The sequence below is a fragment of the Duganella zoogloeoides genome (assembly GCF_034479515.1).
Taxonomy (GTDB): domain Bacteria; phylum Pseudomonadota; class Gammaproteobacteria; order Burkholderiales; family Burkholderiaceae_D; genus Rugamonas; species Rugamonas zoogloeoides.
In genome coordinates this window covers 1,800,755-1,815,376 of record NZ_CP140152.1, presented here as the reverse complement: position 1 = coordinate 1,815,376, position 14,622 = coordinate 1,800,755, and the positions used below count along the sequence as shown (strand labels likewise).

The window sequence follows — 14,622 nt, the reverse complement described above, 5'->3', positions numbered from 1 at the left end:
CAGACATATTAGCATCGACACTATTATCAAGAAACGTGCCTGACATGCGCGGCGTGTTACGCTGGTAGTCAGGTATGAATCATGCTTATCCAAGCACATCGCGACGACGCAAGGTCGCGCCCACATCGAAAAGGCATTCCGCATGGCTATCCGTATCGCGCTGCACCACAAGACCAGTTACCGTTATGACCGCCTGGTCAACCTGTCGCCGCACGAAGTACGCTTGCGCCCGGCTCCCCATGCGCGCACACCGATCCTGTCGTACTCGCTGACGGTGCAACCCGAGGACCACTTCATCAACTGGCAGCAAGACCCGTACGGCAATTACATCGGCCGTTTCGTGTTCCAGGAAAAAACCGATGTGCTCGACTTTACGGTGGACCTGGTGGCCGACATGACGGTCATCAACCCGTTCGATTTCTTCGTTGAAAAATATGCCGAGAAATTCCCGTTCGCCTACCCGGAGCAACTGACTGCGGAACTGAGCCCATATCTGAACACCGTGCGCACCGAGGCGGCCGGCCCGCTGCTCAAAGAATGGGTGGCGTCGGCCCGCGCCGCGCTGCTGGCCGAACCGATTCTGACCAACGACTTCCTGGTGGCGATTAACCAGCGCCTGCAACTCGATATCGCGTACTTGCTGCGCATGGAACCCGGCGTGCAGACGCCGGAAGACACGCTGGAAAAGCGGTCGGGCTCGTGCCGCGACACCGGCTGGCTGCTGGTGCAGATCCTGCGCGAACTGGGCCTGGCGGCACGTTTCGTGTCCGGCTACCTGATCCAACTGCGCGCCGACCAGGAAGCGCTGGACGGTCCCAGCGGCGCGGCCGAAGATTTTACCGACCTGCACGCGTGGACCGAGGTGTACATCCCCGGCGCCGGCTGGATCGGCCTCGACCCCACCTCCGGCATGCTGGCCAGCGAAGGCCATATTCCGCTGGCCTGCACGGCGATGCCGTCGTCGGCCGCGCCGGTGAGCGGCTATACCGACCAGGCCGAGGTGACGTTCTTCCACGAGATGACGGTCACCCGCATCCACGAAGACCCGCGCGTGACCAAACCGTATTCGGAAGCGGACTGGCACAAGATCGACCAGCTCGGTCAGCAGGTTGATGCCGACCTCAAGCGCCAGGACGTGCGCCTGACGCAAGGCGGCGAGCCGACTTTCGTCTCGATCGACGACATGGACGGCGCCGAGTGGAACACGCTGGCGCACGGCGACAAGAAGCGCGAGCTGGCCGGCAACCTGGTGCACCGCCTGAAAAACCACTTTGCCCCCGGCGGCATGCTCCATTACGGCCAAGGCAAATGGTACCCGGGGGAGCCGCTGCCGCGCTGGGCCCTCAATATCTTCTGGCGTGTCGATGGCCAGCCGATGTGGTTCGACGCGTCGCTGTTCTCCGACGATCACGTCAACGATGGCTACGGCAGCGACGAAGCGGCCAGCTTCATCGCCGAACTGACGAAAACCCTGCGCCTGCCCGCCAACAGCCCGATCGCCGCCTACGAGGACGTGCTGCTGCAAGCCCAGCGCGAACAGGCGCTGCCGCGCAACATCGATCCATTGCAGGCCGACCTGACGTCGTCCGAAGAGCGGCGCCGCCTGGCGCGCCTGCTCGAGCGCGGCCTGGGCCAGGTGGCCGGCTACGTGCTGCCGTTAAAAGCGGCAGACTACGATCCGGCGGTCATGCTGGGCACCAACTGGCGCACGTCGGCCTGGCCGCTGCGCCGCGAGCACCTGTACCTGCTCGAGGGCGATTCGCCGATGGGCCTGCGCCTGCCGCTGTCCACGCTGCCGTGGGTGCTGCCGGAGGAACGCGAGGCCGACCTCGAGTTCGATGTCGATCCGTTTTCCCCGCGCGGCGCGCTGCCGGTCGCCAAAAAAGAAAAGCGCCCGGTACTGGGCCTGGCCGCCGGCAAGTCGGCCGAACAGGCCAAGGCGCGCACGCCGCAAGACCCCGCCGCCCGCGACGTGATCCACACCGCGCTGTGCGTGGAAGTGCGCGGCGGCCGCCTGCACGTCTTCATGCCGCCGCTCAAACGCATCGAGGACTACCTGGCGCTGGTGTCGGCCGTGGAAAACACCGCGTCCAGGCTGAAGCTCAAGCTGCGCCTCGAAGGCTATGCGCCGCCGCGCGACCCGCGCATCAAGCTGCTCAGCGTCACACCCGATCCCGGCGTGATCGAGGTGAACATCCATCCTGCGGCCAGCTGGAATGAGCTGGTTTATAACATGTCCACGCTGTACCAGGAAGCGCGCCTGACGCGCCTGGGCACCGAAAAATTCATGCTCGACGGCCGCCATACCGGCACCGGCGGCGGCAACCATGCCACGCTGGGCGGCGCCACGGCCGAAGACAGCCCGATGCTGCGCCGGCCCGATCTGCTGAAAAGCCTGATCACGTACTGGCAGGTGCACCCGGCGTTGTCGTACCTGTTCTCGGGCACCTTCATCGGACCGACCAGCCAGGCGCCGCGCGTCGATGAAGCGCGCGACGACAACCTGTACGAGCTGGCCATCGCCTTCCAGCAGATGGACCAGGTGCTGCCGACCATGCACGACGGCGACAAGCCGTGGATGGTCGATCGCCTGCTGCGCAACATGCTGGTCGATTTGACCGGCAATACGCACCGCTCGGAATTCTCGATCGACAAGCTGTATTCGCCGGACGGCCCCACCGGGCGGCTCGGCCTGGTGGAATTCCGCGCCTTTGAAATGCCGCCGCACGAACGTATGAGCTTGCTGCAAATGTTGCTGCTGCGCGCGCTGGTGGCGCGCTTCTGGCGTCAGCCGTTCCAGGCCAAGCTGGTGCACTGGGGCACGGCGCTGCACGACCGCTGGATGCTGCCGCATTTCGTGGCACAAGATATCCGCGACGTGGCGCGCGACCTGCGCGCGTCCGGCTACGAATTCGAGGAGCACTGGTTCGAGCCGTTCATCGAGTTCCGCTTCCCCCGCTTCGGCACCGTGGTCTATGAGGGCGTGGAAATGGAACTGCGCCAGGCCATCGAGCCGTGGAATGTGCTGGGCGAGGAAGTGACCGGCGGCGGCACCGCGCGTTACGTCGATTCGTCGGTGGAACGCATGCAGCTGCTGGTGCGCGGCCTGACCGACGGCCGTCACATCGTCGCCTGCAACGGCCGCATGCTGCCGCTGCATCCGACCGGCGTGCCGGGCGAATACGTGGCCGGCGTGCGCTTCCGCGCGTGGAGCCCGTGGTCGGCGCTGCACCCGAGCATCCGCGTGCAGGCGCCACTGACGTTCGACCTGGTCGATACCTGGAGCGGCCGCGCCATCGGCGGCTGCACCTACCACGTGGTGCACCCGGGCGGGCGCAGCGAGGTCGGCTCGCCGGTCAACGCCAACGCCGCCGAGGCGCGCCGGTTTGCGCGCTTCTGGCCGCACGGTCACACGCCGGGCCCGATGACTGTGATGAAAGAAGCACACAATCCGAGCTTCCCGATGACCCTGGACTTGCGCTGGCAGCCGTATTGACCTATTGTTTCGGTCCAGCAACCGCTTAATCCGCTTTCTTGGTAGTCCGCGCGCCCATGCCATCTCCCCTTCTAGCCCATTACCTGGCCGCGCCCGACAGCTTCGACGAAATGCTGGACGCGGCCAGGGTGCCGCGCGCGCACTGGCGCGCCATGCTCGACAACCTGGGACTTGAAGCGCCGGGCATGATGCGCCAGCGCAACGAGATGGTGCAGCGCCAGGTGCGCGAAAACGGCGTTACCTACAATGTGCCGGCCGACCGCGACGGCCGCCAGCGGCCATGGGATTTGAACGCCCTGCCGCTGATCCTCCCGCCCGACGACTGGGCTGTCATCGAAGCGGCCGTGATCCAGCGCGCCACCCTGCTCAACCAGATACTCGGTGACGTCTACGGCAAGCAGCAGATGCTGCGCGAAGGACTGCTGCCGCCCGCGCTGATCCACGGCCACGCGGGCTTTTTGCGCCCATGCCACGATATCGGCCACCACGACGACGTCGCGCTGCACTTCTATGCAGTGGACCTGGCGCGCGCGCCCGATGGCCGCTGGTGGGTGGTTGCGGACCGCACCCAGGCGCCATCGGGCGCCGGCTATGCGCTGGAAAACCGCGCGATCATCTCGCCCACCTTCCCCGACCTGCTGCGCGAACTGAAAGTGCAGCCGCTGTCGCAATTTTTCCGCACCATGTACGACAGCCTGGTGCACTGGGGCCGGCTGTGCGCGGCCAGCGGCGACAAGCCGGCGCCGCTGCGCGACGGCGACGTGCCGCTGATCGTGCTGCTCACTGCCGGTCCGCGCACCGCCAGCTATTACGAACAGGCCTACCTGGCGCGCTACCTGGGCCTGGCGCTGGTGGAAGGCGGCGACCTTACCGTGCGCGACGGTGTGGTCTATCTGAAAACCCTGGCCGGTCTGCAGCGCGTGCATGTGATCCTGCGCCGGGTGGACGACGAAGCGTGCGACCCGCTGGAACTCGACAGCTCGATGCTGGGCGTGGCGGGCCTCACGCAAGCTGCGCGGCGCGGCAACGTGGTGGTGGCCAACAGCCTCGGTTCCAGCCTGCTGGAATCGGGCGCGCTGCTCGGCTTCCTGCCGGCGCTGTCGCGCCGCCTGCTGGGCGAACCGTTGAAAATGCCGTCGGTGGCCACCTGGTGGTGCGGCGAGCCGGCCGCACTGGAAGCAGTGATCGAAAAGCTCGACCGGCTGGTGATCAAGCCCAGTTTTGCACAGCGTCCGCAGTCGGCGGTGTTCGGCCGCGACCTCGATGGCACCGCGCGCGCAGCCTTTATTGCCGGACTACGCGCCGACCCAAACAATTTCATCGCCCAGGAAGTGGTGCGTTTGTCGCAGGCGCCGGTGTGGAAAGGCGGCCTCACATCCGGCTTGCAGGCACGCGCCGTCGGTCTGCGCGTGTTCGCCTGCGCCACGCCGAACGGCTACGTGGTGATGCCGGGCGGCTTGACGCGGGTGGCCACCGGTCACGATGCGCGCGTGCTGACCATGCACATGGGCGGCGCCAGCAAGGACACCTGGGTGCAGGCGCGTACCCGGGTGGAAGTGCAAAGGCCGCAGCACCGCAGCATCACCAGCGACAACCTGGTGCGCGAAGACACCAATTTGTCGAGCCGGGTGGCGGAAAACCTGCTCTGGTATGGCCGCCATGCCGAGCGTTGCGACAATATCGGCCGCCTGCTGCGGGTGGCGCTGCACTTCCTGTTCAACGTCCGCTTCGACCAGCGTGGCGCCGAGTGGGCGACCGTGGAGGCGTTGTGCATCCACTTCCAGCTGCTCGACGCGGCGAAGAAGCCGGCGCCAGTACAAACCCAGTCGCAAACGCTGGGCGGGATGACCCAGACGCAAACCATTGCGGCGACCACCACCATCTTCAGCGATGCCGAAATCGAAGCGGCGCTGCTGCTGGCGGTGGTGTCGCCCGACGTGCCCGGGCTGGCGCGCCAGCAGCGCCAGCTGCACCGCGTGGCCGGCCAGCTGCACGAACGTTTTTCGGTCGATAACTGGCGCGCATTGAACCGCATGGTGCAGCCGGCGGTGCACCCCGGCGAACGGCCGTCGCAGTCGGCCGCGATGACCATCCTCGACGACGCCGCCGCCTCCTTGATGATGCTGGCCGGCTTTGCGCTGGACGGCATGACGCGCGACCTGGGCTGGCGTTTCATGTCGATCGGCCGCCGCCTCGAACGGCTGCAATTCCAGTGCGAAGTGCTGCAGCGCGCACTGGCGATGGACCAGGACGGCAACCTCGAATGGCTGCTCGAACTGTCCGACAGCATCATCACCTACCGCGCCCGCTACCGCGCCCAGCCCGAGTGGCTGCCGGTGCTGGACCTGCTGCTGTGCGACGAGAGCAACCCGCGCTCGGTGCTGTTCCAGATCGACGGCATCCTCGGCACGCTGCGCCGCATCGCCCACACCCACGGCCCCTGCGGCGCCGACCTGCTGGCGCCCTTGCGCACCGAATTGAGCGCCCTCACGCCCGGCACCGATCTTACCCACGGCAACGCCATGCTGACCGCGTTGCTGAGCCGGATCCAGCTCGCCAGCGCGGCGCTGTCCGAGCATATCAGCGTGCAGTTTTTCAGCTACACCGACAATGACCGGCAAAGGAAGCGCACATCATGACGGGGACGACGCATGAGTGGCCGGTCGGCGCCGTCGCCTGCGCCCGCTACCGCGTGGTCCACGAGACGCGCTACCAGTATCAAAGCACGGTCTCGTTGTCGCAGCAGTACCTGCACATGACGCCGCGCCCGTTCGCCTGGCAGCATACCGAATCGCACCTGATCTGGCTCGACCCGGTGGTCAGCGAGGGCCGCGACGGCCTCGACTACTTCGGCAACACCGTGCGCCACGTGGCGCTCACGGTGCCGCACGACAGCCTGCTGGTGCATGCCGAATCGACGGTGCTGCTGCGCGCGCGCCCCACCCTGGCGAAGATCGCGGCCTCGCTGCCATGGGAGAGCGTGCGCGACATGATGGGCAAGGAAAAAAGCGCTACCACGCTGGAGGCGTGCCGCTACCTGTACGCCTCGCCGCACGTGCAATGGTTCCCGGCACTGGAAGCGTACGCGCGCGTGAGCTTCACGCCGGGCCGGCCCCAGCTCGACGCCGCGCTCGACCTGACCCGGCGCATCTTCGACGACTTCGAGTTCGACAGCAAGGCGACCGAGATTTCGACACCGCTGGAACAGGTGCTGAGCGGGCGGCGCGGCGTGTGCCAGGATTTTGCCCAGCTGATGATCGGCTGCCTGCGCAGCATCGGCCTGCCGGCGCGCTACATCAGCGGCTACATCCTGACCCATCCGCCCGAAGGCAAGCCGCGCCTGGTGGGCGCCGACGCCTCGCACGCGTGGGTCTCGGTGTATTGCCCGTCCCTTGGCTGGGTTGATTTCGACCCGACCAACCGCTGCCTGGTCCAGCATGAGCACATCACCCTGGGCTGGGGCCGCGACTTCAGCGACGTCACCCCGATGCGCGGCATCGTGCTCGGCGGCGGCCGCCAGGACCTCGATGTGCAGGTGACGGTGACGCCGTTGCCGGTGCTGGGCGGGGTGTGAGGGCGCGGCATGGTCGATCCATTAGAGTAGACTAACCGCACATGAGCAGGATCGAGCCATCGAAGCTGCGTTCGGCCTCCTGAAAGACAAAGATGTCTTGCCGCTGGACGCGTTGCAGATTGAACATGACATGCGTGACGAATGCGCATGCCATGTGTCGGTACAAGCCGCAAGCACGCTGCTCCGCCGATAGCGTCGCTTCGAAGTCACTGATGTGACCATTTTTCTGCGTTTATAAAATATGTCCTACGTATGGACTAGGAAAATCGTCTGTCAGACGTCAAAGGAAGTGGAGCCCGTCGAATAGGTGATGGAATGCCGAAACGCGAGGCTGCTCCTCTAGCGATGCCGAGATGCTAAAAGAGAACACGATGTCATACATGTTAAATCGCCGCACCTGGCTGTCTGGCTGTGCTGCAATCGCTGCCACGCTGGCAATACCGGTTTGGGCGCGAGGAAAATTTGTCTACCGTAGCTATCCTAAACCTGGAGAGCCAAAACGCGACGACGTCGATAACAGCCGGCGTATCGTGCCGCCGCCCTCTACGGACTACTGGCCTTATTCGGGCCTCAGCGGCCCCGGCGCACCAGTTACGGATGAGACAGCACGGGGGGCTGGGTGTCGGGCATGAAATACAAGGGACCTGTGGCACGTCATTACCCCACAGCGCCCTGGACCGACGACGACAGCGGTTCGGCTGTCACCAATGGGTTGATGCCCGCGCTGCGGCCGATCTGGGACGTACATCTGCGCGATACCATGATTTGCCTCGGTGGTGACGGCAACTACTATATGACGGGCACGACGGGCGACAACTGGTCAGCATTCAATGACGGCATCGAACTGTATGCGTCAAGCGATCTGAAGACTTGGCGCTACCTTGGCCTCGTTTGGAGCATCGAGCGCGACGGTACTTGGGAAAAAAACTGGACCATGCGCGATGGCGTGCCGTTCCGCACCATCTGGGCGTCGGAAATTCATTTCATCAGTGACAACTACTACATCTGTCATTGCGTCAGCGGCGTTGGCATGGGTGTCCTGAAAAGCACCAGCGGCAAGCCGGAGGGTCCGTATGTTCATGTCATACAGGACGGGCCGATCAACAAGGGCGGCATTGATGCAACGCTTTTTCAGGACGATGATGGTCGGGTCTACTTTACCTATGGCGGCGCAGTACAGATCCGCGAAGTCAAACATGATTTCAGCGGTTTCGCTGGCGACTGGCAGCCAGTTGAGTATGACATGCCAGCGCACGCACCCGATCCCGACCGGCCCGCGTCGGCCGCGAAGGGCGTGCTCGGTTTCGAGGGCGCGACTTTGTTCAAAGCGGGCGGTCGCTACTATCTAGGCTGCTGTGAATTCATCGGAGGTCGTTACTCCTTCATGTTCGCGACTTCTGACAACCTCTTGGGGCCGTACCGCGGGCGGCACGAAGGGCCACCGGGTGGCGGTGGCGGCAATGTTTTTCGCGACAAGAACGGTCGCTGGTGGCAAACCTATTTCTGTAACGATAAGCAGATGCCTTTCCGTGAAAAACCGGGTCTGGCGGCAATCGACTTTGATGCAAATGGCCATATCGTCTTGTCGAAAGATCAGCCTTTCGTCGGCAAAGCCTGGAAGGCCTGAGTTCGTCGCGCGCGGCACGCTTGCCAGCTCGCACTGACGCATCAGCGGCACCTCCTTGTGCTCGATTTCGATCCAGCCCAAGCGCGCCTCACGGCTCACGGCCCCAGCTTTTTTCAAGCCAACCCACTTCATCTTCAGCCGATCAATCTCGCCGTATGGCTTGTCCTCGGGGCTGCTTTCATTGATCGGTTCGAGGCCCCGCCTGGGTCGAACAAGGCGCCGGCGTTCTCCACGATCTCCTTTTCCACGGCCCCGGTCGGGAAAGGCGAATTGCTCGCCGTCAAAGCCTGACCTGGCGGCAGGCTGCTGCCATCAACCAGGGGCGCCCACAAAGGCGGTGGGCGTCATGTCGGTCACCTGGCGAAACGCGCACGAGAAGGCGGCGGTACTGGAAAAGCCTAGCTCCGACGCGACCTGGCCGATGGTCTTGCCGCGCCCCAGGCGGTCCATCGCCTGCACGATCCGCGCGCGCTGGCGCCACAATTTGAAGGTCATCCCGGTTTCCGCCATGAACAGCCGGCTCAGGGTGCGCACCGAGGTGGCGGCGCGCGTCGCCACTTCGGCCACGCCCAGCGCGTTGCGGTAATCACCTGCGGCGACTGCGGCAATGCGCTGGCCGGTTGCGCTGGTGGGCATCGGCAAAAAGGTGGGCGCGTGCGCGGTGGCGGTCAGCTCGTGCAACATCAACCTGACCACCAGCTCGGTCTTCTGCGCGGTCGCCCCGCCCTTCGTATCGGCGCCAAAAGCCGCATCGAGCAAGGCGCGCATCAGCGGCGTGACGCGCAGCGCAAACGTGCGCTCGAGCGGCGCCGGCGGCGCCCATGCGTGCGCGGTCGCCGAATCCCAGTGCACCATCCACAGCTCGGCGTCGGTAAGTACCTCCACCCGGTGCATCACGCGGGCCGGTATCCACACGCCCAACTGGGCGGGCACCAGCCAGCTGCCCGCCTCGGTGTGCACCTGCACCATGCCGGCGGCGGCAAAGGTCAGCTGCGCTTCGTCGTGCGCGTGCATCGGCGCGCCGCCACCGCGTGGCTTGAAGCCGCGTTCGAGCGCGTACGGCGGTGGATACGGTGTTTGCATGGATTGGCCTGTCAGCGATGCCGGTTGGCGGCACATCGTAAAGCCGTTCACCTATGATGGCAAGCATTGTATGAGCACCCATCAACCCGACAGGAGCAGATCCATGAAAGCAGTCGTAATCAACGAATACGGCGACAACAGCGTGGTCAACATCATCGACATCGACCATCGCGCACCGCAAGCAGGCGAGATCCTGGTCAAGGTCCATGCCGCAGGTGTGAACCCGGTGGACTGGAAGATCCGCAGCGGCGCCGGCCAGCGCATGGGCCTGACGCTGCCGATCCACCTGGGCGGTGAATTGAGCGGCACAGTGGCGGCAGTGGGCGCGGGCGTCGACCGGTTCCACGCGGGCGACGCCGTCTATGGCATCGTCAGGAGCGGCGCCTTTGCCGACTACGTGGTGACCAACGCCGACCAGCTGGCGCACAAACCCGCCAACCTCGACTTCATCGCGGCAGCGGCCGTGCCGCTCGGGGCGCTGACGGCGTGGCAGGCCATGTTCGATCTGGCCGGGCTGACCGCCGGCCAGCGCATCCTGATCACCAGCGGCGCCGGCGGCGTCGGCTCGCTGGCAGTGCAACTGGCCAGGTCGGCCGGCGCCCACGTGACGGCGATGGCTTCTGCGCCGAACGAACAGTTCGTGCGCGGTCTTGGCGCGGACGATTTCATCGACTACACGGCGCAGCCGTTCGAGGACGTGGCGCGCGACATGGACGTGGTGTTCGATACGGTCGGCGGCGAGACCTTCCAGCGCGCCTTTGCCACGCTCAGGCCAGGCGGCTTCCTGGTGACGTCGGTGGCGTTTCCCGCCGAGGCCGACCGCCAGCGCGGCGTGGGCGTGGCGCGCGTGCAGTGCCGGTCCGACGCCGCGCAACTGGCGTCGATCCGGGCGCTGGTGGAGGTGGGCAAACTGCGCCCGCACGTAGCCACGGTCTTGCCGCTGGCGGCCGTCGGGCAAGCGTTAGCGCTGTCGGAAGGTGGGCGCACGCGCGGCAAGATCGTGCTCGACGTGGATGGTTAAACAGCGCGAGCACACCCAATCGAACCGCCCACCTCGGCAAAACAATGGTATTTTAATAAAATAAAAAGCACTGTCGTTCTTTTATTTTGTTTTCAATGCCGAGGTTCCCGTGACACCAATACGATTCACCCCCGACGTCGAAGTCATCACCGCCGACGAGCAGCAACTGATCGCCAGTATCGTCGAGCAGATGGCCGCCTCGTCGCGCTGCGCCTTCGAGCGTCATCGCCATGCGATCCGCGATGCTCACGCCAAGTCCAACGGCTTGCTCAAGGGCGAACTGGTCGTCCACGACAACCTGCCGCCCGCGCTGCGCCAGGGCGTGTTCGCGGCGCCGCGCACGTACGCCATCGTGGCGCGCCTGTCGTCGGCGCCCAGCGATATCCACTCCGACGAAATCCCGGCCGCGCGCGGCTTTGCCTTCAAGATCATCGGCGTCGACGGCGCGCGCCTGGCACCCGACATCGAGGGCCATAACCAGGATTTCCTGATGGTGAACTTCCCTGCCCTGGCCTTCGGCACGCTACCGAAATACCAGCGCATGCTCGGCCTGCTGGAAGCCAACGCCCATGCGCCGGACACGTTCCAGCGCCTGGTGGCCGGCACCGCGCACGGCGCCAAGCAGGTGGTCGAGAGCCTGGGCGGCACGGCCGGCGCCACGCTTGACGGACTGGCGCGCGACAACCATCATCCGCTGGGCGAGACTTACCACACCCAGGCCGCGCTGCGCTACGGCGACCATCTCGCCAAGCTGTCGCTGTCACCGGCATCCGACAACGTGCGCGCGCTGCATGGCAAGAACATCGACGACATCGGCTACGCCGGCATGCGCGAGGCGATCAGCGAGCACTTCGCCAGCCAGGGTGCGGAATACACGCTGGCAGTGCAGCTGTGCACGGACCTCGAACGCATGCCGGTCGAAGACGCCGCCATCGCCTGGCCCGAGGAACTGTCGCCGCACGTGCCGGTGGCCACCTTGCGCTTCGCGCCGCAGTCCACCGCGCATCCGGCGCGCCAGGTGTACGGCGACGACAGCCTGTCGTTCAATCCGTGGAACGGCGTGGCCGCGCACCAGCCGCTGGGCGCCATCATGCGCGTGCGCCGCAACGCGTACGAGCGCTCCACAGCGTACCGCCACGCCATGAACGCGCGCCCGCGCATCGAACCATTGCAAGCTTCCGACATCCCCGACTAAAGGATCTTCCCATGACCAATCCGTATGAACACACGGGCGACCCGCGCCTGCTCGACGAAACCAGGCTCGAAGCGATCCGCCGCCGCATCGACGCGGTCGCCCACGACGCGCCGCACCTGGCGAAAATCGCTTTGGAGGCCATGGTGCGCAAGCACAATCCCGACTTGAAGGGCACGGCCAATTCGGCCGGCCGCGCCGGCAAGCAGTCGGGCAATGTGTCGGAGCTCACTGCGATTGCGCCGCTCAAGCCGGGCGGCGCCGAGCGACTGCGCCGCATTTTCGATCTCACCAACGGCAATATGGATGGCGCCCAGCGCGTGTCCACCCTGCACGACATGCGCTTCGTCTTCTTCGACAACGACACCCGCATCCTGTTTGCCACCACCTACGACGGCGACTGGGACAGTTATATCAACGACTTCGCCACCAAGATTCCCGAGCTGATGGACCTGTTGTTCACCAATATCGAAGGCTGGCCCGGCATCGACAGTCCGAGCGTAAAAGACTTCATCGCCGGCCACCAGATCGATGCCGCCGGCTGGTTCGTCGCCAATCCGCAGGTCACCGTCGTCGATACGCGCCGCTTCCAGCGCATGGACCGCGCACTGGCCGTTTTCCTCGACGAGATGGGCGCCAATCCGCCGCAGGACGAAGCCACGCGTGCTGCGCTCGAAAAGCTGGGCGCAGCCATCGGCCAGCCAGAGGGAGTCGACTACTGATGAGCATACTCACCGACCTGAAAACCCGTCTCGTTGGCGACAACACCACGCTGGCCCTCGACGACATCCAGGCCCTGATCCTGCGCTCACGTCCCGAGCCGTACGTGGGCGTGCACGCGATGCTGCACATCGATGACGCCGCCGGCGGGCGTGACCTGCTGCGCCGCATGGCCGACCACGTGCCGTCGGCGGCTGGCTGGACCGACGACCGCGATGCCTGGATGGGCCTTGCGATCAGCTTCGCCGGCCTGCAGGCGCTGGGCGTGCCGCAGGCGTCGCTCGACAGCTTTCCGCTGCCGTTCCAGCAAGGGATGGCGCAACGCGCCGAGCAGCTACGCGACACCGGCAGCAACGCACCCGAACACTGGGACGACGCGTTCGCCCCGGGCGCCTGCCACATTGCATTGACCATTTACGCGCGCGACGATGCCGCGCTGGCGGTAGCGCTGGACAAGGCCATGGCAGAACTGGACCGCTCAAACGGCGTCACGCTGATCGGCCAGCACGCTTTTGGCGCCGACGCAGACGCGAAAAACCCGTTCGGCTTCCGCGATTCGATCTCGCAGCCATTCGTCGCGGGCAGCGGCGTGCAACCGTTGCCGGGCCAGGAACGGGCGATTGCGGCCGGTGAATTCATCCTCGGCGAGAACAGCGAGACGGGCAAGCCCGTCGCCATGCCCGAGCCGCCGGAACTGGGGCGCAACGGCTCGTTCGTGGTGCTGCGCAAGTACGAAAGCCAGGCGGGCGCCTTTAACGATTTCGTGCGCAGCCAGGCGCAGAGCGAGGCCGAGCAGGAGCTGCTGGCCGCCAAGCTGGTGGGACGCTGGCGCAGCGGCGCGCCGTTGCCGCTGGCGCCCGAACGCGACGATGCGGCGCTGGGCGCCGACCCGCAGCGCAACAACGGCTTCGATTTCTCGCACGACCCGCGCGGCCTGGTCTGCCCGCACGCATCGCACATGCGGCGCCTGAATCCGCGCGACAGCCAGCTGTCGATCCTCACCGACGTCAACATCCACCGCATCATCCGGCGCTCGTCCACGTATGGCCCCAAGTGGCGGCCCGAGCTGACCGCGCAGGATGACAACGGTGAGCGCGGCATTTATTTCATCTTCATCAGCGCGCGCGCTTACGACACCATCGAGTTCCTGCAGCAGGAATGGGTCAACCGCGGCAACTTCATCGACCTCGGCACCGAACGCGACCCGGTGGTGGGCCTGCACGAGGCGCCGGGCACGTTCACCATCCCGCAGCAACCGGTGCGACGCCGCATCGACGGCGTGACCACGTTCAACCGGCTGCGCGGCGGCGAGTACCTGTTCATGCCGTCGCTGGGCGCGCTGCGGTGGATTGCAGCGCTGCCCCCTGACCCCGTCACGGCAGGCGATCCAGCAGCCTGTCGAGCGTGATCGGGTAATCGCGCACGCGGATGCCGGTGGCGTTCGCGCCAGCGCCCATGGTCATGGCGCCGATGATCTGGCTGCGTGCTGCGGTGGGGTTGCGAAAACGGTTTGCCAGGCGACTCAGGATCGGCCTGGGTGTCGTTGAGCACGCGCAGCGCCACCGGGTCCATGCCCAGCTTTTCCGCCATTTCGTCCATGGCGATTTCCAGCGTCATCATGCCGGGAATTTCGCCCGGCGCGCGCATGGCGCTGGCCTCCGGCAGGTCGAGGTGCGCCACCATCAGCCTGGTCATGCGGTTGGCGCCCGCGTACAGCAGCCGGGTGGGCGCGGTGGCGGCTTCGGGACGGTCGCCCAGGTTGCCGGACCAGCTTTCGTGGCCAATGGCGGTGAGCCGCCCCGCCTTGGCCGCGCCCAGGCGGATGCGCTCGATGGTCGAGGCGCGGCGCAGTCCCCAGCGCACCAGCTGGATCGCGGTCCATAGGGTGAGCTGTTCGCCGTGCCAGCGA

9 protein-coding genes and 1 pseudogene are annotated in these 14,622 nt (G+C 65.7%); 8 read left to right on the top strand and 2 right to left on the bottom strand.

The features are described from left to right. Nucleotides 1–142 precede the first annotated feature (142 nt). From SR858_RS08095 to SR858_RS08080, 4 genes are all read left to right on the top strand, one after another. The gene (locus SR858_RS08095) at nt 143–3,496 is read left to right on the top strand and encodes a transglutaminase family protein (RefSeq protein ID WP_019922244.1); all 3,354 of its coding nucleotides are present in this window, start codon (nt 143–145) and stop codon (nt 3,494–3,496) included. A gap of 56 nt (nt 3,497–3,552) precedes the next feature. Then, nucleotides 3,553–6,135, top strand: coding sequence for a circularly permuted type 2 ATP-grasp protein (locus SR858_RS08090; protein ID WP_026637358.1), 2,583 nt, complete (start codon nt 3,553–3,555; stop codon nt 6,133–6,135). Next, a complete protein-coding gene (locus SR858_RS08085) occupies nt 6,132–7,070 on the top strand; it encodes a transglutaminase family protein (RefSeq protein ID WP_019922242.1) in 939 nt (312 codons plus the stop codon). The genes SR858_RS08090 and SR858_RS08085 overlap by 4 nt, the downstream gene beginning before the upstream one ends. A 628-nt stretch (nt 7,071–7,698) precedes the next feature. Continuing rightward, a complete protein-coding gene (locus tag SR858_RS08080) occupies nt 7,699–8,697 on the top strand; it encodes a family 43 glycosylhydrolase (RefSeq protein WP_019922239.1) in 999 nt (332 codons plus the stop codon). Between the two features lie 312 nt (nt 8,698–9,009). Here the strand turns inward: SR858_RS08080 and SR858_RS08075 are convergent, their stop codons facing one another. After that, nucleotides 9,010–9,780 carry an AraC family transcriptional regulator gene (locus SR858_RS08075; protein WP_026637356.1) on the bottom strand — a complete coding sequence of 257 codons (771 nt, stop codon included), beginning with the start codon at nt 9,778–9,780 and terminating at the stop codon, nt 9,010–9,012. A 103-nt stretch (nt 9,781–9,883) separates the two neighbouring features. Here SR858_RS08075 and SR858_RS08070 point away from each other — a divergent pair, with 103 nt between their 5' ends. The 4 genes from SR858_RS08070 (at nt 9,884) to SR858_RS08055 (ending at nt 14,121) form a co-directional block, all read left to right on the top strand. Beyond that, nucleotides 9,884–10,801, top strand: coding sequence for an NADP-dependent oxidoreductase (locus SR858_RS08070; RefSeq protein ID WP_019922236.1), 918 nt, complete (start codon nt 9,884–9,886; stop codon nt 10,799–10,801). A 109-nt stretch (nt 10,802–10,910) separates the two neighbouring features. After that, a complete protein-coding gene (locus SR858_RS08065) occupies nt 10,911–11,996 on the top strand; it encodes a catalase family protein (RefSeq protein ID WP_019922235.1) in 1,086 nt (361 codons plus the stop codon). Nucleotides 11,997–12,007: 11 nt separating this feature from the next. Beyond that, the gene (locus tag SR858_RS08060) at nt 12,008–12,715 is read left to right on the top strand and encodes a hypothetical protein (RefSeq protein ID WP_019922234.1); all 708 of its coding nucleotides are present in this window, start codon (nt 12,008–12,010) and stop codon (nt 12,713–12,715) included. After that, nucleotides 12,715–14,121, top strand: coding sequence for a Dyp-type peroxidase (locus tag SR858_RS08055; RefSeq protein WP_019922233.1), 1,407 nt, complete (start codon nt 12,715–12,717; stop codon nt 14,119–14,121). Before SR858_RS08060 ends, SR858_RS08055 begins: the two co-directional genes overlap by 1 nt. An 89-nt stretch (nt 14,122–14,210) precedes the next feature. Here the strand turns inward: SR858_RS08055 and SR858_RS08050 are convergent. After that, nucleotides 14,211–14,558, bottom strand: a pseudogene (locus SR858_RS08050) (molybdopterin cofactor-binding domain-containing protein); the annotation flags it as partial. Between the last annotated feature and the right edge of the window lie 64 nt (nt 14,559–14,622).

What these genes read in the sequence shown, in the direction of transcription:
- SR858_RS08095 (WP_019922244.1), top strand. Translation starts at nt 143, where the DNA reads ATGGCTATCCGTATCGCGCTGCACCACAAGACCAGTTACCGTTATGAC.
- SR858_RS08090 (WP_026637358.1), top strand. Translation starts at nt 3,553, where the DNA reads ATGCCATCTCCCCTTCTAGCCCATTACCTGGCCGCGCCCGACAGCTTC.
- SR858_RS08085 (WP_019922242.1), top strand. Translation starts at nt 6,132, where the DNA reads ATGACGGGGACGACGCATGAGTGGCCGGTCGGCGCCGTCGCCTGCGCC.
- SR858_RS08080 (WP_019922239.1), top strand. Translation starts at nt 7,699, where the DNA reads ATGAAATACAAGGGACCTGTGGCACGTCATTACCCCACAGCGCCCTGG.
- SR858_RS08075 (WP_026637356.1), bottom strand. Translation starts at nt 9,780, where the DNA reads ATGCAAACACCGTATCCACCGCCGTACGCGCTCGAACGCGGCTTCAAG.
- SR858_RS08070 (WP_019922236.1), top strand. Translation starts at nt 9,884, where the DNA reads ATGAAAGCAGTCGTAATCAACGAATACGGCGACAACAGCGTGGTCAAC.
- SR858_RS08060 (WP_019922234.1), top strand. Translation starts at nt 12,008, where the DNA reads ATGACCAATCCGTATGAACACACGGGCGACCCGCGCCTGCTCGACGAA.
- SR858_RS08055 (WP_019922233.1), top strand. Translation starts at nt 12,715, where the DNA reads ATGAGCATACTCACCGACCTGAAAACCCGTCTCGTTGGCGACAACACC.